Below are 21,284 nucleotides of genomic sequence, written 5' to 3'. Positions count from 1 at the left end.
TCCATGTCGAACAACGTCATCATCCTGATTGCCCGTATTCTTCTTTCCTTCATGTTCATCCTTTCCGGCTTCATGAAGCTCACCGATCCTGCCGGTACTGCGGGCATGATCGCCGGTGCCGGCCTGCCGGCAGCAACCCTGCTGGCCTATGTCGCAGGCCTTTTCGAACTGCTGGCCGGCCTTGCGGTTCTCACAGGCTTCCAGGTCCGCATCGCCGGCTGGCTGCTCGCCGCCTTCTGTGTCTTCACGGGTGTTGCCTTCCACCTGCCCTACGCAAGCGGCACGGAACTCGTGAATATTCTCAACCAGATCATGGTCATGAAGAACGTCACGCTGGCCGGTGCGTACATCCTGCTCGCCACCGTTGGTGCCGGTGCCTATTCGATCGACGCACGCCGCGGCGCCTACGTGGCCGCCTGATACCAGCAGACATCCTCCCGCAAATACGAAACCCGCCGTCATCCGACGGCGGGTTTTCTCGTGCCTGAATGGCCGGGATCAGAGGGCCGCGCGCACCGCCTCGATGATCGCCTGCACGGCGGGCTCGCCGGCGTGGCTTTCCTTTCGGGCCCGCACCAGGCAGGCCTGCGAATGCAGGATGACACCGTCCTGGAGCACCTTCAGGTGGTTGGCCCGCAGCGTCGAGCCGGTGGAGGTGATATCGACGATGATATCGGCCGAGCCCGCGGCGGGAGCGCCCTCGGTGGCGCCCAGGCTTTCGACGATGCGATAAAGCTGGATGCCGTGCTGGCTCGAAAAGAACTGCTGGGTCAGCCGCCAGTATTTGGTGGCGATGGCAAGGCGTCGGCCGTGGCGAGCGCGAAAATCGGCGGCGACATCGACGAGATCGGCCATGGTCTCGACATCGAGCCAGATCTCCGGCACAGCAACAACGACATCGGCATGGCCGAAGCCGAGGCGGGCGCAGAATTCGACGCGCTTGTCGACTTCGGCAAAACCTTCCCGCATCAGATCCTCGCCGGTGACGCCGAAATCGACGGTGCCGTTGCCGATTTCACGGGAGATTTCGGAAGCCGAGAGGAAGGCGATTTCCACATCGTCCCAGCCTTCGACGCGGCCGCGATAGGAGCGATCGTTACCGACCGCCGAGATCGTCATGCCGGCACGCTCGAAGATCGCCGACGCGTCTTCCTTCATCCGGCCCTTGGAGGGAAGCGCGATGGTGATGGTCATGCGGCTGTCCTCTCGGTTTCGATGCGGTCGAGCCAGAAGGAGAAGCCGACGGCCGGGATGCGGTCCGTCGCACCGAGGAAAGTCAGGAGCCGGTCGAAACGGCCGCCGCCGGCCAGAACTGCGGTCGAGCCTTCGACTGTCACCTCGAAGACGAGGCCGGTGTAATAGTCGAGCGGCCGTCCGAAGGCGGCGCGGTAGTCGAGGCAGGAAAGATCGACGCCGGCATTGGAAAGTGCTGCGACGCGGCCATTGAAGCGGGCGAGCGCGTTGCCGAGTTTCAGGCCGGCGGCATCAGCGAAACCGGAAAGGGCTGCGGACGCATTGACGAGCGGCACGTCGAGCGACAGGAACTCTTCCAGCACATGGAAGGCGGCATCGTCGAGGCGCGTTTCGGACAGGATGAGCTTTTCCTTGAGCCGTCGGGCGATCTCGAGAGGCGAGCGGCCGGCATTCGTCGAATAGCCGGTCTTCTGCATTTCGCGCTCGAGATGGGCGACGAGCGCCTGCTCGTCGCCTGATGCGACAAGCCTGGCGATATCATCGTCCAGCCCGGTGACGAATTGCGTGCTGACCAGGCTGGCAAGTAGTGCCTCCAGCTGCGTCATATTGCCGAAGGCGTGGATCAGGCGCTTCTGCCAGCCGAGCGGCAGACCGAGCGCCTGGACGACGGCCTCGAACACCGCCTGGTCGCCTAATGTCACGGCTAAGCGCCGGCCCGGCAGCAGGCGGGCGAGAATGCCGGTGGCATCGCCGATGGCGCGGGCGTCGGCGTTTGATAGGTCGATATCGCCAAGATCCTCGATGCCGGCCTGATAGAATTCGTTGGCGCCGTCGCGACGCTGGCGGAAAACCTCGCCGAGATAGGCGTAACGCTTCGGCGTGCCGGTTGCCGTCTCGATGTGGCGCAGACAGACGGGAATGGTGAATTCGGGACGCAGGCAAAGGCTGGCGCCGGTTTCGCTCTCCGTCATGAAAATACGGCGGCGCAGATCTTCGCCGGCGATGTCAAGGAAAGGTTCGGCCGGCTGAATGACAGGCGTGTCGATGCGCTCGGCGTTGCGCTCGATGAATTCGGCAAGCAGGTCGTTGGCGAATTCGGGGAGATTGATCAGGGGCATAGTGACGCTCCTGGAAAAAGACCCCTCCCCAACCCCTCCCCACAGGGGGGAGGGACTAACCCGCGGCGATCGCCGAAATAAATTGAGAGTTTCCTCGGTGAAGCAAACGCCGAGTTGGGCACAGCGGCGCCACTTGAAGCCCCTCCCCCCTGTGGGGAGGGGTTGGGGAGGGGTTTGCTACGCATTCGCCGCCCTTTTCCGATCTTCGGCCTGCGCAGCAAGGATCTCCTTCACCTTGGCGACGAGGTCGGCTACCGGCGCCGTTTCCTGCGCTACGCGCGCTTCGCGCCAGCTGGCATTGTCCTCGATCTCGCCGGAGAGCCGCTTGCCCTCGATCAGATCCTTGATCTGCACGACGCCTTCGGCGCGCTCGTCGCCGCCCTGGATGATGGCGACGGGGCAGCCGCGGCGATCGGCATATTTCAACTGGTTGCCGAACTTCTTCCAGTTGCCCTGGAACATCTCGGCGCGGATGCCGGCGGCGCGCAGTTCCTGCGTCATCTTCTGATAACGGCCCATCGCCTCGACATCGCCGTCCATGACGGTCACCAGCACCGGCTCGATGACCTCGCTAGCGCCGAGCTTGCCGAGGTTCTTCAGCGCCGTCATCAGCCTGGAGACGCCGATCGAAAAGCCCGTCGCCGGAACCGGCTGGCCCATAAAGCGGGAGACGAGGCCGTCATAACGGCCGCCGCCGCCGACCGAACCGAAGACGACCTTCTCGCCCTTTTCATTGGTGACGTCGAAGGTCAGTTCGGCCTCATAGACCGGACCCGTATAATATTCCAGGCCGCGGACGACGGAGGGGTCGATCTTGATGCGGTCAGGGCCATAGCCGGCGCTGGTCACCAGCGCACCGATGAAATTCAGCTCGTCGACGCCTTCGCCACCTTTGGAGGTTCCCGCAACCAGCTCGGCGAGGCGTTGAGCGCTTTCGGCATAGTCCTTGATGCCGACGAAGAACAGTACCTTGTCGATCTGCGCCTGATCGAGCCCTGCGCCCTTGGTGAAGTCGCCGGATTCATCCTTGCGGCCGGGACCGAGCAGCAGGGCCACGCCCTCCGGGCCAAACTTGTCGAGCTTGTCGATGGCGCGCAGCACGTTCAACCGTTGCCCCGCCTTGTCGTCGCCGCCGAGACCGATCGCCTCGAGCACGCCATCCAGAACCTTGCGGTTATTGACGCGGATGAGGTAATCGCCGCGCTTGATGCCGAGGGCTTCCAGCGTATCGGCCATCATCATGCACATTTCGGCATCGGCCTGAACACCAGGCGCGCCGACGGTATCGGCATCGAACTGCATGAACTGGCGGAACCGGCCTGGGCCTGGCTTCTCGTTGCGGAAGACGTAGCCGGCGCGATAGGTGCGATAGGGCAGCTGGATCTCGTTGAAATTCTCGGCGACATGACGGGCGAGCGGCGCCGTCAGGTCGTAGCGCAGCGACATCCATTGCTCGTCATCGTCCTGCAGCGAGAACACGCCCTCGTTCGGCCGGTCGCTATCGGGCAGAAACTTGCCAAGCGCATCGGTATATTCGAACAGCGGCGTTTCGAGCGGATCGAAACCATAATGCTCATAGACTTCCCGGATCTTTGCCGTCATCTCGTTGACGGCGCGGATATCGCCGGCCGTCCGGTCGACGAAGCCGCGCGGCAGGCGGGCCTTGAGCTTTTGCGGTTTCTTCTGCTTGTCGTTCATTTCCGGGGATTCCACTGACTGTGACAGTGGCGGTTTCCTAGCGGATTGGGCGGGGAGCGGCAAGGGCGAAGGGACTTGATCTCAAGACCGGAATCGATTGAACGAAGAGGCGTCCATCAGAAATGCGGATATGCTCATGATCACTGAGGCGCTTCTCTATGCCGCGACCTTGCCGCTGACCGGCAAGCCGTATCGAAAGTTCATCCGCTATTCCGTCAATCTCTGGTCGCGGGCCGGGCGCTGTTCGGCGGATTGGGCCGAACATGAGGAGATGAGCCGGAAGGCGATCCTGGCGGCTACGGCCGATCTCCGGCAGAAACGGACGGCCGTCGTGCTCGGCTCCGGCCTGTTGCGCGACGTGCCGATCGAAGTGCTGGCGCGGGATTTCGACACCGTCGTCCTGGTCGATCTCGCTCATCTCGCCTCGGTGCGCCTGTGGCTGTCGGCCAAGGGCTATCGCAATGTCCGGCTGATCGAGCGCGACCTTTCCGGCTATGACGACCTCGCCACCGGCCGCGAGCCTGAACCGCTCGGCTTCCTGCGCGGCGTGCCCTATCTCGATTTCGTGGTTTCCGCCAACCTGTTGTCGCAGATCGGCCGCGGCGTGAAACGGCGCCATGAGGCCGAGGCCGGGCGAATGCCTGAAGACACGGTGGAAAGGCTGATCTCGGCACATCTGACCGGACTGTCGGGGCTTCCCTGCCGCAACTGCCTGGTGACCGATATCGCCTATGCCGTCATCGACCGCAACGGCAGGACGCATGAGGAGGCCGACCTGCTGCACGGCGTTTTGCCGCCGCTGGCAAAAGCGGCCTGGACATGGCCGGTCGCTCCGCTCGGCGAAGAAAGCAAGGATTATAGGATCGAGCACAAGGTCATTGCCGGCTGGTGATCCGGATGTGACCGCCGGCAGTATTGGGTTGCAGCCGACATTCACAGCGAACCGAGATCGCCGAGATGAACGCCTGGCTCAGGGCCCACGGCAAGTAGTCGATCGTTGAGGAAAAGGGGACGCCGGATGTCCGGCGTTCCCCAAGACTTATGAGATCTCAGTCCTTCGGCTCGAAATCGGCTGGCCGGCGCCCGGCGCCCTGTCGCGCCAGCATCCAGCCCGGATATTCGGGCGCAAGTGCGCTCACCTCGTCGAGCTTCTTCATATCGTCTTCATCAAGCTTGAGCTTGACGGCGGCAAGGTTCTGGTCGAGCTGGTCGACACGTTTGGCGCCGATGATGACCGTCGTGACGAAAGGTTTGGCGAGGATATAGGCGAGCGCCACGGTGGCGACGCTGACGCCGTGTTTTTCGGCGATTTCGCGCATGACGGCGACGCAGGCCCAGGCCTTGTCCTTGTCGACGGGCGGGAAATCGAAACTGGCGCGGCGGCCTTCACCATTGCCGGGCGCGCCCGGACCATATTTACCGGAGAGCAGACCGCCGGCGAGCGGCGACCAGACCATCACGCCAAGCTTTTCCTCCTGCATCATCGGCACGATGTCGCGTTCGAGGTCGCGGCCGGCGATGGAGTAATAGGCCTGCACGGTTTCGAAACGGGCAAAGCTCCGGCGTTCGGAGAGGCCCAACGCCTTGGAAATGCGCCAGGCCTGCCAGTTGGAGACGCCGATATAGCGCACGAGACCGCGGGAAACGAGATCGTCGAGAGCGCGCAACGTCTCCTCGATCGGCGTCACCGTATCGGTCCCGTGGATCTGATAGAGGTCGATATGATCGGTCTGCAGGCGTTTGAGGCTCGCCTCGACCGAATCCATGATGTGGCCGCGCGAGGCGCCGCGGTCGTTCGGCTTGTCGCCCATGACGCCGTAGACCTTGGTGGCGATGACGACGTCCTTGCGCGGGATGTCGAGGTTCTTCAGCGCCTGGCCGAGCAGCCGTTCGGACTCGCCGAATGAATAGACATCGGCCGTGTCGATGAAATTGACGCCTGATGCAAGCGAGCGCTCGACGATCCGGTCGGCGGCATTTTGGTCGACATCGGCGATGGCGCCCCAGGCGCTGCCTTGCTTGGCTTCACCGAAGGTCATCGTGCCGAGGCAGATTTCCGAGACGAAAAGCCCCGTATTTCCGAGTTGATTGTAACGCATGGTGGAAAAATTCCTTTGTGTCTGCCGCAAGAGGGCTTGCGAACTCAAGAACTTCATTTTTTGATTATTGGCCTGCATATGACAGGCACAGCCGTGGCTGGCTGCAAGGTGAGGCGATTTTCATGTAGTGCGGCGGCGGCGCTTTTCAACGCCGTAGCTTGGCTCTGCGGAGGCGATGCCCTTGTCTCGACACAGGCCGCCGATAGATTGCCGACCATATTTTAAGAGGTACGCATATGGCAACGCGACCACTGACCACGATCGGCTTCGATGCCGATGATACGCTCTGGCAGAACGAACAATATTACCGGCTGACGGAAGCGCATTTTACCAGGCTTCTTGCCGATTTCGCCGAAGGACCGAAGATTTCCGAACGGCTGCTGGAGGCCGAAAAACGCAACCTTCGCCATTACGGCTTCGGCATCAAGGGCTTCACGCTGTCGATGGTCGAAACCGCAATCGAGATCACCGAGGGCAAGGTGCCGGCGAGCGTGATCGCCAAGATCCTCGATACCGGCCGCGATCTTCTCAATCACCCGGTCGAGACGATGCCGCATGTGCGCGATACGCTGGAGGCGCTTGCCGGCAAATACCTGCTCGTCATGATCACCAAGGGCGATCTCTTCGATCAGGAGCGCAAGCTTGCCCAATCCGGGCTCGGCGACTTCTTCGATGCCGTCGAGATCGTCTCCGACAAGACGGCAGTCACCTATCGCCGCATCTTCGCCAAGGTCGGCGACGGGCCGGAGCGAGCGATGATGGTCGGCAATTCGCTGAAATCGGATATCGTGCCGGCAATCGCCGCCGGCAGCTACGGCGTCTTCGTGCCGCACGAACTGACCTGGGTGCTGGAACATGTGGACGAGCCAAAAGAGGCGCCGCGTTTCCGCAAGATCGACCACCTCGGCGAATTGCGCGACCTGATCGACCGGCTCGGCTAAGCCGGGCACACCCTCTGCCTCATTGCCGCTTCGGCGGGGCCTTCGGGAAGAGCGAGGGGCGCTCCGGCTCGGCCGGCGGTTTCGCTGGCGGCGCAGCCACCAGCGGCTCGATCAGGATGCTGAAGGGAGCGCCGAGGCCACGGCGCGGCGAGACCTTGGAATAATAGGGACGCAGCAGCCAGGTGGCGTTTTCCTTGATCGTCGTCTCGAAGCTCATGCCGTCCTCGTCGGTGCCGAAGAAGGCCTCGTCATCGGGTTTCGACAGGTCGAAAATCGCCAGGAAGGCAAATTTGCTCTTGGTGGAAAAACTGATCTTCAGGTGCTGGCCGGCGCGCACCGGCAGCGTATAAACATGGCCATTGCCGAACTTCGTCCAGCCCTTCAACTGCATGGTGACGGCCGGGAATTGCAGCTTCTCCAGCTTCTCGCCGGGATCGAGCTGCGGCGTCTGCGCCATGGCGGAGACGGTCAGGAGGAAAAGGGCAGCGGCTGCGATCAGTGTTCTCACGGAATGATCTTTCATGGGCGAACCAGAGCGGTGCGCATCGCCTCGACCTCGGGCCGGCAGAAGCAGCCTTCCAGATGATCGTTGACGAGACCCATCGCCTGCATGAAAGCATAAACTGTGGTCGGGCCGACAAAGGTCCAGCCGCGTTTCTTCAGATCCTTCGAAATGACCACCGATGTCGGCGTCGTCGGATTGGCGACGATATGCTCGCGGTCGACCACCGCCGGCCGCTCGTTATGGCCGGGCTCGTAACGCCAGAAATAATGGGCGAGCGAGCCGAATTCGTCCCGGAGTTCGATTGCGCGCTTGGCATTGTTGATGGTCGAGACGATCTTGCCGCGATGGCGGATGATGCCGGCATCGGCAAGACAGCGAGCGACATCCCCTTCGCCGAAGAGGGCGACCTTTTCGAAATCGAAACCTGAAAAGGCGGCGCGGAAATTCTCGCGTTTGCGCAGGATCGTCAGCCAGGAAAGACCGGACTGAAAGCCTTCGAGGCAGATCTTCTCGAAGAGGCGGGTATCATCGGTGACGGGGCGGCCCCATTCCTCGTCATGATACCGGAGATAATCGGGCAGGTTGGCGTGCCAGTGGCAGCGGCTCCTGCCGTCCTCGCCGATGATGATGCCAGTCGCGCTCATGATCCTTCATTCTGCGGGGGTCCGCTTCGTTCTCTGCTCATGATTCCGGCTTTACCATTTGCAAACCGTCTTTCCAAACCGAACGGTAACCCTGACGAAAAGTTTATCCCGTCGGTCGGCTTTTCATGAATCGATCTTTACCATTCGCTGGCGGATAGGGTGGCAGCGTCTTTCCCGGGCGGAACATCTCCGCCCGGGCGGACCTGTCCCGCCAGCCGCATTTTCGGTCATTTGTAGAGAGTTCGTCCGATGATGAAACAGCTTGTTCTTGCCGCAACCCTGTTCGGCATTTTCTCCACGGCCGCCATTGCAGACGACCGCTACGCCACCCGCCCGCCCGTCGTGCTCAGCCCCGATCTGACTGCGCCCTGGATCAACCAGCTGGGCGGCGGCAGGGTTCGTCCCGTCGTCTATCAGCGGCCGGTCATCCGCCAGCAGCAGCGCGGCCTTTTCCAGCGCCGCGTGCTGCGCCAGGCGCCGCAGGCCGCACCGCAGACCGTCTCGGCGATCAATCCCGGCATTCCGTCGATCCGCCGCCCGATCGAACCGCAATACCTGCCGCAAATGGTCGATTACGACACCACGGAAAAGCCCGGCACGATCGTCATCGATACCAACAACCGCTTCCTCTATCTGGTGATGCAAGGCGGCAAGGCGCGGCGTTATGGCGTCGGCGTCGGCAAGCCGGGCTTCGAATGGGCAGGCGCCCACAAGATCACCCGCAAGACCGAATGGCCGGACTGGACGCCGCCTTCCGAGATGGTCCGCCGCGAAGCCGCCAAGGGCCATTATCTACCGGCGCGCATGGATGGCGGGGCGGAAAACCCGCTCGGTGCGCGCGCCATGTATCTCGGCTCGACGCTTTACCGCATCCACGGCACCAACGCGCCCTGGTCAATCGGCAGCGCCGTTTCCTCCGGCTGCATCCGCCTGCGCAACGAAGACGTCGTCGACCTCTACGACCGCGTCAATGTCGGGACCCGCGTCATCGTCATGTAACGGCGGCGCAATACTTACAGCGCCGCGCGTCTTTTCTGATGCGCAAGGGGCGCTCTAATTCTTTAAATTGCTGCATAATTTTTCCTTACGTCGATTCCGATTTGAGGATAAATTATGCAGTAGGAGCCGCAAGAACATCCGGCTCCCCTTCTCCAAAAAATGTTTTATCCGGCCACACCGATCTTGAATCGGGCAGAAGTTCATGTAGCTTCGAGCGGATTTGCTTGAGGGGAATCGATCATGATCAAACTAATGTCGGGTCTGGCTGCTGCCGGACTTGTCCTGTCCTTGATGTCCACATCCGCCTTTGCTGCACCCGCCGGCTCCGCGTCCGACAATGCACGGCGCCCGGCGCAGATCGTGCGCGTGGCGCAGATGCCGAAATATGTGAAGCCGCAGTTCAAGCGCAAGAAAGTGCGGCTGGTCACGACGGAGGCCGCCGGCACCGTCATCATCGATACCAACAACAAGTATCTCTATCTCGTCGAAGGCAACAATCGCGCCACCCGCTACGGCATTGGCGTCGGCCGCGACGGCTTCGGCTGGTCGGGGGTCGTCAAGATCGGCCGCAAGGCCGAATGGCCGAGCTGGACGCCGCCGGCCGAGATGCGCCGCCGCGAAGCCGCCAAGGGCCATATCATTCCCGCTTTCCAGGAAGGCGGCGAGGACAATCCGCTCGGCGCCCGCGCCATGTATCTCTACCAGGGCGGCCGCGACACGATCTTCCGCATCCACGGCACCAACCAGCCTTGGACGATCGGCCTCAACATGTCTTCCGGCTGCATCCGCATGATGAACGCCGACGTCATGCATCTTTACGATCGCGCCTCCGTCGGCACCAAGGTGATCGTCATCGGCCCCGGCAACAGGCAGGGCAAAGTGGCGTTCGAGGACAGGGGCATCGACGTGCTGCGCACGATGTTCGGCGGCTGAGCAACACTTACCAAAAAAACGAAAGGCGCAGTTTGACGCGCCTTTTGTTTTGCTTAGACTTTGCGGCCAAAAGCTGGCACACGTGCCTAAGAGTCGACATATTTGTTTCGGGGCTATTCAATGATATCTGCGCTGCGTTCCTCCGCTTCCTTGCTTGCGGGCATCGCGTTTTTTACCGTCTGTTCGGCAGTTTCCGCCTTGGCGGAAGACCTGCAATTCTCCATTTACGGCGGCTACCAGACCGCACCGCACAGCGGCGTCGACCTTTCGGACGGCACGAGTTTCACCGCCGGCTGGGAAGGCAAGTCCTTCGGCAGCCCGCCTTATTACGGTGCCCGCGTCACCTGGTGGCTCGAGGACTTCAACAAGCCGAACTGGGGCATCTCGCTCGATTTTACCCATGACAAGGTCTATGCCGACGACGATACGCTGGCCAAGGCCGGCTGGTCGCATTTCGAATTCACCGACGGCCTGAACCTCATCACGGTGAACGGTCTCTACCGCTTCCAGGATCCGGCCCGCCGCTGGACGCCCTATCTCGGCGCCGGTATCGGCGTGAACATTCCGCATGTCGAAGTGATTCGTCCCGAGGGCAAGACCTGGGCCTACGAATTCGGCGGCGTGACGCTGCAGGCCCAGGCCGGCGTCGACTTCAAGGTGACCGAGCGCTGGTCGACCTTCGTCGAATACAAGGGCACCTATTCGCGCATCGACGTTCCGATCGATAGCGGCGTGGACCTGAAGACCAATATCTTCACGAATGCCGTCAACGTCGGCGTTTCGTTCCACTGGTAACAAATTTCAGCTGCGGTGTTAGAGCGGTTCAGCGCATAGAAGCGCAGAACCGCTCTAACCTTTTATTGTTACGCAATTCCCGGCAAAACCGCTTCGCGCTTTGCCTGAAATTGCTCTATTTGGTGCCGCAGCTGACCTTGCCCTCGACGGCATAGGGTTTTTCACCGCCTTCGATGGTCAGGGAATAGCTGCCGCTGAAATTTGCGGCCGGCTTGCCGCGCTCGCCGGCGACGACCACCAGATCCAGCGTTGCTCCACCGGTATCATCTTCGCCGCCGTCGAAGACTTCCATGAGCAGTTCGCCGTCACGTGACCAATGGTTGGTCAGGTGCTGCGATTCGAAAACACGTTTTCCGAACACCGCCTCTTGGGCCGGATCCTTGACGATCAGCGCGCCGCGGAAATGGTTGAGCTTGTGGCCGGCAGCGCTTTCGAAACCGCTTTCGACCGTGAAGCGCGCTTCCTTGTCATCGGCGGAACAGAAAAAGCGACTGTCGGCATGGGCAGCACCTGCCGCACCGAGCAGTCCCGCAAATACGATCATTCCACGCCACATTGCCCAACCTCCGAGACAGCGTCGTTTGCGGCTCTCGAAAAGATGCGCGGCGCTGCAATAGGTCTCAGCCTAACGGCAAACCTGTTAATTTTTCCGGCACAGCGCCGCCATAGGCCCAATCGAGAAGCTCGACCGTATGCAGGATCGGCATGCCGGTGCCGGTGGCGATCTGGGTGATGCAGCCGATATTGCCGGTGGCGATGATATCGGCCTTGGTGGCCTCGATGTTCTTGACCTTGCGCGCCTTCAGCGCGGCCGAGATCTCCGGCTGCATGATGTTGTAGGTGCCGGCGGAGCCGCAGCAGAGATGACCTTCCGCCGGATCGCGCACCGTAAAGCCCGCCGCTTTCAGCAATTGCTTCGGCGCGAGCGTAATGCGCTGGCCGTGCTGCATGGAGCAGGCGGAATGATAGGCGACCGTGATGCCCTTCGGCGTGTGCGCCGGCAGGTCGAGGGTTGCCAGATATTCGGTGACGTCCTTGGCCAGCGCTGAGACCCTGGCCGCCTTTGCGGCATAGGCGGGATCCAGGCGCAGCATGTGGCCGTAATCCTTGATCGTCGTGCCGCAGCCCGAAGCGGTGATGATGATCGCGTCGAGGCCTTGCCCGTCGATCTCGCGTGTCCAGATATCAACATTGGCACGCGCGCTAGCAAGCGCCTGTTCGGCACGGCCCATGTGGTGGACCAGCGAGCCGCAGCAGACCTCGCCTTCCGGCATCACGACCTCGACGCCAAACCGCGTCAGCAGGCGGATCGCCGCCGCGTTGATGCCGGGATCGAGCACCGGCTGGGCGCAGCCGGAAAGCATCGCCACCCGGCCGCGCCGTTCCGTCTCGGGCCGATACGTGCCGGGCTTTGCAAAGTCCGAAGCGGCGGGGATGCGGCGCGGCGCAAGCGCCAGCATGGCGGCAAAGGGTTTCAGCGCGCGCCCCCGCATCAGGCCGGCGAAGGGCCGCCCGAGGCGGGCGAGATTGAGCGCCAGGCGGAAACGGCCGGGATAGGGCAGCACGGCGGCAAGGATGGCGCGCGTCAGCCTATTCATGAAGGGGCGTTTATAGGTCTTTTCGATATGGGCGCGGGCATGGTCGACCAGATGCATATAATCGACGCCGGAGGGACAAGTGGTGACGCAGGCAAGGCAGGAGAGACAGCGGTCGATATGGGTGACCACTTCGGCATCGGCGGGCCGGCCGTTTTCCAGCATGTCCTTGATCAGGTAGATGCGGCCGCGCGGGCTGTCGAGCTCGTTGCCGAGCGTCACATAGGTGGGACAGGTGGCGGTGCAGAAGCCGCAATGGACACATTTGCGCAGGATCTGCTCGGATTCGGCGACGTCGGGGTCGAGGAGCTGGGTCGGGGTAAAATTGGTTTGCATCTAGCGGAGCCTCCGCTTTGGGAGGATGTCGGGGGTTGTGTCTGGAATACCCCCCTCTGTCCTGCCGGACATCTCCCCCACAAGGGGGGAGATCAACAAGAGGTTGGACCATCGCTTCCTATCTGCTGTGTCGGAGTCGCACTGCCCGAATTGTTTGGCGAAGTCATAGCCCCCAGCCAATCTCCCCCCTTGTGGGGGAGATGTCCGGCAGGACAGAGGGGGGTATCTCAGACGCAGACCCATCTTGTTCCTCACCCCATCTTGCCCGGATTGAATATGCCGGCCGGATCGAATTTTTCCTTCACCCGCCGAGACAACATCGCCACCGCCTCGGGCTCCGGGTGGAAGGCAGCGGTGACCGCCCTCGCCTCACCCGATGCCCGGATCAGCGTTGCGTGGCCGCCGCCGAGCGCCTTGATGTAGCGGCGGACCAGTTCGGCTTCGGGGCCGGCCTCCATGCGCATCCAGACGAGGCCGCCCTGCCAGTCGTAGAAGGCGTCGATGCCGGCCTCGAGGCGAAGGGCTGCGACCAGCTGATGGCCGGTGCCGGGGGCGACCGAGACGCGCCAGACCGGTCGTGCGGTGTCATCGGCATAGGGCAGCACGTCGCGGATTTCCTGCCAGAGCCTGGAGCTTTCCGGCTGTTCCAGCCGCGTGACCGTGGCGAAGGCCGACATGGCCGCCACGAGCTTTTCGACGCGCACGTCGACCGAGCCGGCCAAGCCTTCGATGCGCAGAACCGTCGCCTCACCCTCGGGCAATGTGCCGGCGAGGAATTTCCACGTCACCGTCAGCGGCAGGTGGGCGGCGCCTGAGACTTCCACCGGCAGGGCCATCGCCGCCGCCATGGCGTTTGCCGCCTCGGCGTCGTTCAGACCTGATAGCACCACCGTCCGCTCCGTCTTCGGGCGCGGCGGCACACGGAAGGTGACTTCGGTGAGGAAACCCAACGTGCCGTGCGAGCCGGCAATCAGCTTGGCGAGGTCGAGGCCGGTGACATTCTTCATCACTCGGCCGCCGGCCTTGATGATCTCGCCCCTGCCGTTGACGAAGCGCACACCGAGCAGGCTGTCGCGGGCGGCACCGGCGATCAGCCGGCGCGGACCGGAAACATTGGCGGCAAAGACGCCGCCGATGGTCGGCTCGCCCGACGTGCCCATCACAGGGCGATGATCCATAGGCTCGAAGGCGAGCATCTGGCCGCTCTCCGAAAGTGCCGCCTCGACCTCGGCAAGCGGCGTGCCGGATCGGACGGTCATGACCATTTCGCCGGGGTTGTAAGCGACGATGCCGGAGATTTCGCTCGAGCGCAGCTGGTCTTCGGCGGCAACCGCATTGCCGAAGCCCGAGCGGCTGTCGCCGCCGCAAATTGCCAGCGGCCGGCCGGCTTCCGCATGGGCGCGGACGATCACTGATGCCTCTTCCTCGGTCTTCGGCATCAGATCGATCATACGGCGGGACGCCCTTCGAGCGGGAATACCTTCGACGGATTGAGGATCCAGCCGGGATCGAAGGCAGCACGCGCGCCCATCTGCTGGGCGAGGTCCGCCTCGGAATATTGGTGGCGCATCAGGTCGCGCTTCTCGATGCCGACGCCATGTTCGCCGGTGAGGCAGCCGCCGGCATCGACGCAGAGCCTCAGGATATCGTTGCCGGCGGCTTCCGCGCGGGCGGCATCCTCCGGATCATTGGCGTTGAAAAGGATCAGCGGATGCATATTGCCGTCGCCGGCATGGAAGACGTTGGCGACGCGCAGGCCGTAATGATCGACGATCTCGGCGGTCCGCTTCAGCACGTAGGAGAGCTGGCTGAGCGGCACGGTGCCGTCCATGCAGATATAGTCGGCGATGCGGCCGGTGGCGCCGAAGGCGGATTTGCGGCCCTTCCAGATCAATGCCGCCTCGGTCGCTGACTGGCATTCGCGCACGGTCTTGACAGCGTGCCGGCGGGCGATCTCGACGATGTCCTTCAGCGCGGCGTCCATCTCCGCTTCCGATCCCTCGACCTCGACGATCAGCAGCGCCCCGACATCGAGGGGGTATCCGGCATGGGCGAAGGCCTCGCAGATCTCGATCGCCGGCTTGTCCATGAATTCGATCGCAACCGGAATGATGCCGGCGGCAATGACATCGGCAACGCAGGCGCCGGCCTCCTCCGAGCTTTCGAAGCCGAAGAGCACCGGGCGCGCGCCTTCCGGCTTGGCGATCAGCCGCACCGTTGCCTCGGTGACGATGCCAAGCTGGCCTTCGTGGCCGCAGATGAGGCCGAGCAGATCGTAGCCGGCCGCATCCAGCGCCTTGCCGCCAAGCTCGATCACCGTGCCATCGACCAGCACCATCCTGACGCCGAGCAGATTATTGGTGGTGACGCCGTATTTCAGGCAATGGGCGCCGCCGGAATTCATGCCGATATTGCCGCCGATGGTGCAGGCAAGCTGAGAGCTCGGGTCAGGCGCGTAGAAAAAGCCGTCCACGGAGACGGATTCGGAAATGTTGAGATTGGTGACGCCCGCCTGAACCACGGCGACGCGGTTCGGCAGATCGATTTCGAGGATGCTGTTCATCTTCGACAGGCCGAGCACGACGGCATCCTCCTGCGGAATGGCGCCGCCGGAAAGCGAGGTGCCGGCGCCGCGTGGCACGACGGGAATGCTGTAGCGATTGCAATAGCGCATGATGGCCGAAACCTCAGCCGTGGTGCGCGGCAGGGCGACGGCGAGCGGCAGGCGGCGATAGGACACGAAGGCGTCGGTCTCGAACGGCACCAGTTCGCGCGCCTCATGCACCAGGCATTCCGGCGGCAGAAGATCGGTCAGATCGGCGACGATCTGGGCGCGGCGCGCCAGCACGTCGGCGCGCGGCTCGAGAAACGAAATGGCGTCGGACATGGCGTTCTCCCTGGCCCTGACGACGGGGAATGACAGCGGGAAGATGACAGCGGAAACCGGCTGCAAACCTCCCTCCCGCCGATAGATCGGCTTAGCACTTTCCCGAAAGTGGCGCAAATGCTAAGCACTTATGCCAAAAGGGGAAAAAGTCACGAAAACCTTATGACCAATTTGGGTGATCTCGAAATCTTTGCCAAGGTCGTTTCGACCGGAAGCATGTCGCTCGCCGGGCGGGCGCTCGGCTTTTCGCCGGCCGTGGTCTCCAAACGGATCAAGCGGCTGGAGGACCGGCTCGGCACAAGGCTTCTGCAGCGCACGACGCGGCAGATCTCGCTGACGGAAGCCGGACAGGGCTTTTACGACCGTGTTCTCGGCATTCTCGCCGGGCTGGAAGAGGCGGAATTCTATATTTCCGGCCGCTCGGCGCAGATGCACGGCACGCTGAAGATCTCGGCCCCGACCTCATTCGGGCGCATGCATATCGCGCCGCACCTGAAGGATTTCATGGAGGCGCATCCGGAGCTTGCGATCAACCTGGTGCTGACCGACGAATTCAGCGACATTGTCGGCGGCGGCTTCGATCTGGCGATCCGCATCGCCGAACTCACCGATTCGAGCCTCGTTGCCCGAAGGCTGGCGCCGGTGCGCCGGCTGCTCTGCGCTTCGCCGGATTACCTCGCGGCGCATGGCGAGCCGAAGCATATCGACGAGCTGAAACACCATCGCTGCCTGCCGGCCCACAATAATGACACCTGGCGGCTAAAGGGGCCGGACGGGGCGCTGAGTCTCAGGCCGGAAGGCTTGCTGATTACCAATTCCAGCGAAGTGATCCGCGAGGCTGTCATCGCCGGTCTCGGGATCGCGCTGCGCTCCACCTGGGACATCGGCGAAGAGCTCAAGAGTGGCCGCCTGGTGCAGGTGCTGCCGGCCTATGAGAGCTCGCACAATGTAGCGCTGTCGGCCGTCTATCCCAGCCGGCAGTTCCTGCCGGCCAAGGTGCGACTGTTCATCGACTATCTGGCGGAACTTTACGGGCCTGTCCCCTATTGGGAGCGTTGACGCCGCTTCAGCGCGCCAGATCGAGATAGGCGTTCGCCACCATCGCATCGATATCGGCGGGCACAGGCACGATGCAGGATTGGGGACCGGCTTCGCCTCTGGCGATGCGTTCCAGGCAGCGGGCCTGAATCGATTCGACGGTATTGCCGAGCGGCCGCGGGCCGGCGAGATTGGCCATGTGGCCGCCGCCGAGCACGTGGAAGGAGCGGCCGTCACTCAATTGGAAGGTCTCGATATGATCGGTCTCATAACGGTCGATGCCGACGACATCGGAATGGCGGCGGAAGGCCTCGACATCGATCTCATGCGGGAAATGGCCGCCATTCATCAGGATCGCGCCGTCCTTGACGAGCGGCAGGTCGGCTGCCGTCACGATACCGGCAAAACCCGTGACGGTGATGATGATGTCGGCCGAGCGGATGGCCGCGTCGCGGAGCGGCGTGACGAAGCCATCGAGATGGGCTTCGAGCGTCGTCACCGGATCGATATCGACGACGCTGACGGTGGAAAAAGCATTGCGGAAACAGGCAGCCGTACCCTTGCCGCATGCGCCGTAGCCGAAGACCGTCACGCATTTGCCGTTGGTGGAGCGGTTGGTGAAGCGCAGATAGCTTTCGAACAGGCTCTGGCCGACGGCATGCCTGTTTTCGGCGAACTGCTTGATCGGGCTGTCGTTGATGACGAGGATCGGCATGTTCAGGCGCTCGCGCAGCCGCAGCAGGCGGGTGCGGCCCGAGGTGGTTTCCTCGGTGCCGCCGCGGAGATTGGTGTAGGGTTTTTCCGCCGCGATGGCGAAAAGATCGCCGCCATTGTCGAGCAGCAGATCCGGCTTTTCGGCGATCACAGCTTCGAGGCTCCGATGATGCGCGGCGGGATCGGTTGTCTGGGTAGCAAAGACCGTGATGCCCTGCGAGCGCAGGAACTCGACCGTCGATGGCTGGGTGCTGTTGAGATTGCCGGTGCAGACGAGACGCGCGCCGCCGGCGCGAAGCGTCATCAGCAGCGCCACCGTCTTCGGCTCCAAATGAATGCCGGTGCCGATCGACAGGCCCTTCAAAGGATGCGTCCGTTCGAATTCGGCCGCCGTCGCCTTAAGCAGCCGGCAGCTGTTGCCGATCCAGTCGATGCGGATTGCGCTCTTTTCCATCATCTCTTTCCTATTTGCGTGGCGCTGTTTTTAGCGGAGCAATAGGGCTGCGAGTATGGAAGTAATTCTGGCGAAGGGGCAGAAAATCTGCCCTTTCAGGCCGGTGTCCCGCAACGAAGCAGCCAACCGGACAAGGCGGCAAAGGCCGGCCGTTTCGCATCCGGCGTGCGGCAGCAGAGGCTGTAGCCCGATGGCCGGGAGATGAAGCCGTAGGGCGCGACCAGATGCCCGCGCTCGAGATCGTCCTCGATCGAAGCGCGTGGCGCAAGCGCGACGCCAAGCCCGGAGCGGGCAGCACCCAGCGCCAGCAGCAGATCTTCGAATTCCTGGACGCGCGTAAAGACGATCGGGGGAGTGCCGCTTTCGGCAATCCATTCGTCCCAGAGCTTCGGAACGCTGCGGCTGATAAGCATCGTCAGCGCGCCCATTGCAGCCGGGCCGCTCGATAGTGTCGCGGCAAGCGCCGGCGTTGCGACTGGGCCGAATTCATCCTCCATGAACCGCAGGGCGGTAATGCCTGCGGCCGGCCGGTATTCGCCACCCATGATCACAGCGTCCAATTCGGGGTGCATCTGCAGCGGTTCGACCACGGTCATCGGCACGATGTCGACGGTATGGCCGAGGCTTGCCTGCATGTCTGCCGCGCGCGGCATCAGCCACCAGACCGCGAAGGCGGAGGGCACGCCAAGGCGGATGCGGCCCGGCACGGCGCCTTCGAGTTCCGAAGCGGCGCGCTGCAGAATGTCGAAAGCCGCACTCGCGGCGGCCGCGAAAGCGCTGGCCTGCAAGGTCGGAACCAGCCTGCGGCCGTCACGCAGGAAGAGCTTGCGACCGAAGTGATTCTCCAGCGTGTCGATCTGCTGGCGCACGGCGCCGCGCACCACATTCAGCTCTTCGGCAGCCTTCAGAATGCTGCCGTGACGGCAGACGGCCTCGAAGGCGCGGATGGCATTGAGCGGTGGAAGACGCATGAGGACGACATTCACAAAATCAACAGTGGATCACTAGATCTCGCCATTGAACGAAAGGCAAGATCACGCCATATTGTACAGCTGTGCAATGTGACGCATTCGGGACAAGGCGTGACGGATTTTCCGAACCTGTCCACCTCGATTTCCCCTATGAACGGCGATCAAATCGCGTTTCGAATCGTCCTGCGGCCTTTTGGATTGCGTAAGCTTTCCATGATATACGTATATGAGTGATTCCTAACGACGACTGCGAAGGTGACCCGACCATTGACTCTTCTCGCCCGACTGGCTTCCGATGTGCAACTGATGTTCCGGCGTCCGCCGCGACAGCAATATGGTGCGCTCTGCTATCGGGTGAAGAAAAAGAGCGGTGAGGTCGAGGTGCTGCTGATGACGAGCCGCGACACCGGCCGCTGGGTGATTCCCAAGGGCTGGCCGATGACTGGAAAACGCGCCCATGAGGTTGCGGTGCAGGAAGCCTTCGAGGAAGCCGGCGTCCGCGGCGCGGTCGAAACGGAGACGCTCGGCGCCTACACCTATCCGAAGGTGCTGCGCGACGGGGTGCAGGTGATCTGTAAGGTGCAGGTCTATGCGCTCGAAGTCACCAACATGGCAAAGAACTTCAAGGAAAAAGGCGAGCGCACTATCGAATGGGTCTCTTTCGACGAGGCGGTCCGGCGCGTGCGCGAACCCGAACTCCGCAATCTTTTCCTCGCCTTTCAGCAGACGATAGCCGACAGGCTTTCGTCCAAAGCACCGAAGCAAACTCCGGCGGTGAAACAATTTCCGGCAGAGTGAATCCTGCCATCTTGCGCTGCTAAAAAAGCAGCGTAGAAGCAGATTCATCCTCAGGAAAAAGAATGCCGCCACGTCCCGCAGTCCTCACGAAACGCACGCTCGACAAGGACCTCGACAAGATCACCCATGCCGAGGACGCGGCGAAGCATGTTTTGCGGCGGCTGGTGACGCCTGGTCTCGGGTTGATCTTCGTCGGTCTGGCCATGCTCTTTGCCGGCGTCTACGTGTTCGACCAGCCGGGAGCGGTGCTGGTCGTGGCCGCCGCGGCCCTCGCCGGCTACATGGCACTAAACATCGGCGCCAATGACGTGACCAACAATGTCGGTGCCGCCGTCGGCGCGCGCGCCATGACGATGGGCCAGGCACTCATCATTGCCGCAACATTCGAACTTCTTGGTGCCACGGTCGGAGGCGGCGAGGTCGTCAAGACGATTTCCACAAACATTGTCGACGCCGTCCAGGTGCCGCCGGCAATGCTCGGCTGGATCATGATGGCGGCGCTGACGGCCGCAGCCCTCTGGATCAACCTTGCAACCTGGATGAACGCGCCGGTCTCCACCACCCATGCGATCGTCGGGGCGGTGATCGGCGCCGGCATCTCGGCCGTCGGGCCCGAACCGGTGAACTGGCGGGTGATGCTGGAGATCACCGCGAGCTGGATCACCTCACCGCTGATCGGCGGGCTGATCGCCGCCGGGCTGCTTTATCTCGTCAAGACCCTGATCGTCTATCGCGACGACAAGGTAGCAGCCGCGCGGCACTGGGTGCCGGTGCTGGTGGCGGTGATGGCCGGCGTTTTCATGGCCTATATGGTGCTGCAGCTGTCGCCTATCGGTCGATTTCAGCCTTTCACCATCATACTCATCGGGATCGGCATCGGGCTGGTAAGCTGGCTTGCCGCCCGACCGCTCGTTCTCGCCCAAGCGCGGGATCTCGAAAACCGCAACAGCTCGCTGCGGACGCTGTTCCGGCTGCCGCTCATCGGCTCTGCGGCACTGCTGTCCTTCGCGCATGGCGCCAACGACGTTTCCAACGCGGTCGGGCCGCTTTCGGCAATCGTCCATTCGGTCGGTATCGGCGGCAGCGGCGGCGTCGGGCATCCGCCGCTCTGGGTCATGCTGATCGGCGCCTTCGGTATCTCCGTCGGCCTGCTGCTGTTCGGGCCGCGTCTCATTCGCCTGGTCGGCGAGGAGATCACCAAGCTCAATCCGATGCGGGCCTACTGCGTCGCGCTGTCGACAGCCTTTACCGTCATCGTCGCCTCCTGGCTCGGCCTGCCGGTCAGCACCACCCATATCGCCGTCGGCGCCGTCTTCGGCGTCGGATTCTTCCGCGAATGGTACACTCGCCATTCGAAGCGCCGCATCGCCTATATAAGGCGCAAAGCCGAGAGCTGGGACATCGACGAGCCGGAAGAGCCGAATATCCACGAGACACGGCGGCGCTATCTCGTGCGCCGTTCGCATTTCATGACGATCATCGCCGCCTGGATCGTCACCGTGCCGGTTTCGGCAGCGCTTGCGGCAATGATTTATTGGGTTATGTTCGCGCTCTTCGTCTGAAAC

21 protein-coding genes are annotated in these 21,284 nt (G+C 62.6%); 9 read left to right on the top strand and 12 right to left on the bottom strand.

The features are described from left to right. The first annotated feature begins 3 nt into the window (after positions 1–3). A complete protein-coding gene (locus RWK44_RS22680) occupies positions 4–420 on the top strand; it encodes a DoxX family protein (protein ID WP_131642848.1) in 417 nt (138 codons plus the stop codon). Between the two features lie 78 nt (positions 421–498). Here RWK44_RS22680 and hisG read toward each other — a convergent pair whose 3' ends face one another. The 3 genes from hisG to hisS form a co-directional block, all read right to left on the bottom strand. Beyond that, the gene (gene hisG / locus RWK44_RS22675) at positions 499–1,194 is read right to left on the bottom strand and encodes an ATP phosphoribosyltransferase (protein WP_020048629.1); all 696 of its coding nucleotides are present in this window, start codon (positions 1,192–1,194) and stop codon (positions 499–501) included. After that, positions 1,191–2,312 (bottom strand): ATP phosphoribosyltransferase regulatory subunit, encoded by a 1,122-nt coding sequence (locus tag RWK44_RS22670; protein ID WP_316029406.1) that lies wholly within the window; start codon positions 2,310–2,312, stop codon positions 1,191–1,193. The genes hisG and RWK44_RS22670 overlap by 4 nt, the downstream gene beginning before the upstream one ends. A 177-nt stretch (positions 2,313–2,489) precedes the next feature. Next, complete coding sequence (gene hisS, locus RWK44_RS22665; protein WP_221946964.1) at positions 2,490–4,010, bottom strand: histidine--tRNA ligase; 1,521 nt, start codon at positions 4,008–4,010, stop codon at positions 2,490–2,492. Positions 4,011–4,140: 130 nt separating this feature from the next. Between hisS and RWK44_RS22660 the strand changes: the two genes are divergently transcribed. Beyond that, positions 4,141–4,902, top strand: a complete 762-nt coding sequence (locus RWK44_RS22660; protein ID WP_316029405.1) for a hypothetical protein — start codon at positions 4,141–4,143, stop codon at positions 4,900–4,902. Between the two features lie 157 nt (positions 4,903–5,059). Here the strand turns inward: RWK44_RS22660 and RWK44_RS22655 are convergent, their stop codons facing one another. Then, positions 5,060–6,109 (bottom strand): aldo/keto reductase, encoded by a 1,050-nt coding sequence (locus RWK44_RS22655; RefSeq protein ID WP_316029404.1) that lies wholly within the window; start codon positions 6,107–6,109, stop codon positions 5,060–5,062. A 236-nt stretch (positions 6,110–6,345) separates the two neighbouring features. On the opposite strand from RWK44_RS22655, the gene RWK44_RS22650 reads away from it, so the two are divergent. After that, positions 6,346–7,050, top strand: coding sequence for an HAD family hydrolase (locus tag RWK44_RS22650; protein ID WP_025393321.1), 705 nt, complete (start codon positions 6,346–6,348; stop codon positions 7,048–7,050). Positions 7,051–7,069: 19 nt separating this feature from the next. Here RWK44_RS22650 and RWK44_RS22645 read toward each other — a convergent pair whose 3' ends face one another. Both RWK44_RS22645 and RWK44_RS22640 read right to left on the bottom strand, forming a co-directional pair. After that, positions 7,070–7,573, bottom strand: a complete 504-nt coding sequence (locus RWK44_RS22645; RefSeq protein ID WP_131666259.1) for a hypothetical protein — start codon at positions 7,571–7,573, stop codon at positions 7,070–7,072. Next, a complete protein-coding gene (locus tag RWK44_RS22640) occupies positions 7,570–8,199 on the bottom strand; it encodes a DNA-3-methyladenine glycosylase I (protein WP_168285258.1) in 630 nt (209 codons plus the stop codon). Before RWK44_RS22640 ends, RWK44_RS22645 begins: the two co-directional genes overlap by 4 nt. A gap of 249 nt (positions 8,200–8,448) precedes the next feature. On the opposite strand from RWK44_RS22640, the gene RWK44_RS22635 reads away from it, so the two are divergent. The 3 genes from RWK44_RS22635 (at position 8,449) to RWK44_RS22625 (ending at position 10,926) form a co-directional block, all read left to right on the top strand. Continuing rightward, positions 8,449–9,198 (top strand): L,D-transpeptidase, encoded by a 750-nt coding sequence (locus tag RWK44_RS22635; RefSeq protein WP_025393318.1) that lies wholly within the window; start codon positions 8,449–8,451, stop codon positions 9,196–9,198. A gap of 240 nt (positions 9,199–9,438) precedes the next feature. After that, positions 9,439–10,131, top strand: coding sequence for a L,D-transpeptidase (locus tag RWK44_RS22630; RefSeq protein ID WP_017959135.1), 693 nt, complete (start codon positions 9,439–9,441; stop codon positions 10,129–10,131). 120 nt (positions 10,132–10,251) lie between these two features. After that, complete coding sequence (locus RWK44_RS22625) at positions 10,252–10,926, top strand: outer membrane protein (RefSeq protein ID WP_077976637.1); 675 nt, start codon at positions 10,252–10,254, stop codon at positions 10,924–10,926. Between the two features lie 115 nt (positions 10,927–11,041). Here RWK44_RS22625 and RWK44_RS22620 read toward each other — a convergent pair whose 3' ends face one another. The 4 genes from RWK44_RS22620 to RWK44_RS22605 form a co-directional block, all read right to left on the bottom strand. Further along, the gene (locus RWK44_RS22620) at positions 11,042–11,482 is read right to left on the bottom strand and encodes a hypothetical protein (RefSeq protein ID WP_168256720.1); all 441 of its coding nucleotides are present in this window, start codon (positions 11,480–11,482) and stop codon (positions 11,042–11,044) included. A 64-nt stretch (positions 11,483–11,546) separates the two neighbouring features. Continuing rightward, the gene (gene glcF, locus RWK44_RS22615) at positions 11,547–12,857 is read right to left on the bottom strand and encodes a glycolate oxidase subunit GlcF (RefSeq protein WP_316029403.1); all 1,311 of its coding nucleotides are present in this window, start codon (positions 12,855–12,857) and stop codon (positions 11,547–11,549) included. 251 nt (positions 12,858–13,108) lie between these two features. Beyond that, complete coding sequence (glcE, locus tag RWK44_RS22610) at positions 13,109–14,308, bottom strand: glycolate oxidase subunit GlcE (protein WP_168284992.1); 1,200 nt, start codon at positions 14,306–14,308, stop codon at positions 13,109–13,111. Then, positions 14,305–15,744, bottom strand: coding sequence for an FAD-linked oxidase C-terminal domain-containing protein (locus RWK44_RS22605; RefSeq protein WP_168284993.1), 1,440 nt, complete (start codon positions 15,742–15,744; stop codon positions 14,305–14,307). Before RWK44_RS22605 ends, glcE begins: the two co-directional genes overlap by 4 nt. A gap of 162 nt (positions 15,745–15,906) precedes the next feature. Between RWK44_RS22605 and RWK44_RS22600 the strand changes: the two genes are divergently transcribed. Beyond that, a complete protein-coding gene (locus RWK44_RS22600) occupies positions 15,907–16,803 on the top strand; it encodes a LysR family transcriptional regulator (protein ID WP_025393312.1) in 897 nt (298 codons plus the stop codon). 7 nt (positions 16,804–16,810) lie between these two features. Here the strand turns inward: RWK44_RS22600 and RWK44_RS22595 are convergent, their stop codons facing one another. Next, on the bottom strand, positions 16,811–17,950 hold the full coding sequence (locus RWK44_RS22595; protein WP_316029402.1) for an adenosylhomocysteinase: 1,140 nt from the start codon (positions 17,948–17,950) through the stop codon (positions 16,811–16,813). Positions 17,951–18,045: 95 nt separating this feature from the next. Next, positions 18,046–18,921 carry a LysR substrate-binding domain-containing protein gene (locus tag RWK44_RS22590; RefSeq protein WP_222023085.1) on the bottom strand — a complete coding sequence of 292 codons (876 nt, stop codon included), beginning with the start codon at positions 18,919–18,921 and terminating at the stop codon, positions 18,046–18,048. Between the two features lie 267 nt (positions 18,922–19,188). Between RWK44_RS22590 and RWK44_RS22585 the strand changes: the two genes are divergently transcribed. Continuing rightward, positions 19,189–19,719 carry an NUDIX hydrolase gene (locus RWK44_RS22585; protein WP_222062574.1) on the top strand — a complete coding sequence of 177 codons (531 nt, stop codon included), beginning with the start codon at positions 19,189–19,191 and terminating at the stop codon, positions 19,717–19,719. 62 nt (positions 19,720–19,781) lie between these two features. Next, positions 19,782–21,281 (top strand): inorganic phosphate transporter, encoded by a 1,500-nt coding sequence (locus RWK44_RS22580; protein WP_222062575.1) that lies wholly within the window; start codon positions 19,782–19,784, stop codon positions 21,279–21,281. Positions 21,282–21,284 lie beyond the last annotated feature (3 nt).

Source organism: Rhizobium sp. 25PS6, from assembly GCF_032464655.1.
GTDB classification, from domain to species: Bacteria; Pseudomonadota; Alphaproteobacteria; order Rhizobiales; family Rhizobiaceae; genus Rhizobium; species Rhizobium laguerreae.
Note: the sequence above shows the minus strand (reverse complement) of the source record. Positions and strands in the feature narration are given on the sequence as shown.

Excerpts from the sequence above, each read along its gene's own strand:
- RWK44_RS22680 (WP_131642848.1), top strand. The coding sequence starts at position 4 with ATGTCGAACAACGTCATCATCCTGATTGCCCGTATTCTTCTTTCCTTC.
- hisG (WP_020048629.1), bottom strand. The coding sequence starts at position 1,194 with ATGACCATCACCATCGCGCTTCCCTCCAAGGGCCGGATGAAGGAAGAC.
- RWK44_RS22670 (WP_316029406.1), bottom strand. The coding sequence starts at position 2,312 with ATGCCCCTGATCAATCTCCCCGAATTCGCCAACGACCTGCTTGCCGAA.
- hisS (WP_221946964.1), bottom strand. The coding sequence starts at position 4,010 with ATGAACGACAAGCAGAAGAAACCGCAAAAGCTCAAGGCCCGCCTGCCG.
- RWK44_RS22660 (WP_316029405.1), top strand. The coding sequence starts at position 4,141 with ATGCTCATGATCACTGAGGCGCTTCTCTATGCCGCGACCTTGCCGCTG.
- RWK44_RS22655 (WP_316029404.1), bottom strand. The coding sequence starts at position 6,109 with ATGCGTTACAATCAACTCGGAAATACGGGGCTTTTCGTCTCGGAAATC.
- RWK44_RS22650 (WP_025393321.1), top strand. The coding sequence starts at position 6,346 with ATGGCAACGCGACCACTGACCACGATCGGCTTCGATGCCGATGATACG.
- RWK44_RS22645 (WP_131666259.1), bottom strand. The coding sequence starts at position 7,573 with ATGAAAGATCATTCCGTGAGAACACTGATCGCAGCCGCTGCCCTTTTC.
- RWK44_RS22640 (WP_168285258.1), bottom strand. The coding sequence starts at position 8,199 with ATGAGCGCGACTGGCATCATCATCGGCGAGGACGGCAGGAGCCGCTGC.
- RWK44_RS22635 (WP_025393318.1), top strand. The coding sequence starts at position 8,449 with ATGATGAAACAGCTTGTTCTTGCCGCAACCCTGTTCGGCATTTTCTCC.
- RWK44_RS22630 (WP_017959135.1), top strand. The coding sequence starts at position 9,439 with ATGATCAAACTAATGTCGGGTCTGGCTGCTGCCGGACTTGTCCTGTCC.
- RWK44_RS22625 (WP_077976637.1), top strand. The coding sequence starts at position 10,252 with ATGATATCTGCGCTGCGTTCCTCCGCTTCCTTGCTTGCGGGCATCGCG.
- RWK44_RS22620 (WP_168256720.1), bottom strand. The coding sequence starts at position 11,482 with ATGTGGCGTGGAATGATCGTATTTGCGGGACTGCTCGGTGCGGCAGGT.
- glcF (WP_316029403.1), bottom strand. The coding sequence starts at position 12,857 with ATGCAAACCAATTTTACCCCGACCCAGCTCCTCGACCCCGACGTCGCC.
- glcE (WP_168284992.1), bottom strand. The coding sequence starts at position 14,308 with ATGATCGATCTGATGCCGAAGACCGAGGAAGAGGCATCAGTGATCGTC.
- RWK44_RS22605 (WP_168284993.1), bottom strand. The coding sequence starts at position 15,744 with ATGTCCGACGCCATTTCGTTTCTCGAGCCGCGCGCCGACGTGCTGGCG.
- RWK44_RS22600 (WP_025393312.1), top strand. The coding sequence starts at position 15,907 with ATGACCAATTTGGGTGATCTCGAAATCTTTGCCAAGGTCGTTTCGACC.
- RWK44_RS22595 (WP_316029402.1), bottom strand. The coding sequence starts at position 17,950 with ATGGAAAAGAGCGCAATCCGCATCGACTGGATCGGCAACAGCTGCCGG.
- RWK44_RS22590 (WP_222023085.1), bottom strand. The coding sequence starts at position 18,921 with ATGCGTCTTCCACCGCTCAATGCCATCCGCGCCTTCGAGGCCGTCTGC.
- RWK44_RS22580 (WP_222062575.1), top strand. The coding sequence starts at position 19,782 with ATGCCGCCACGTCCCGCAGTCCTCACGAAACGCACGCTCGACAAGGAC.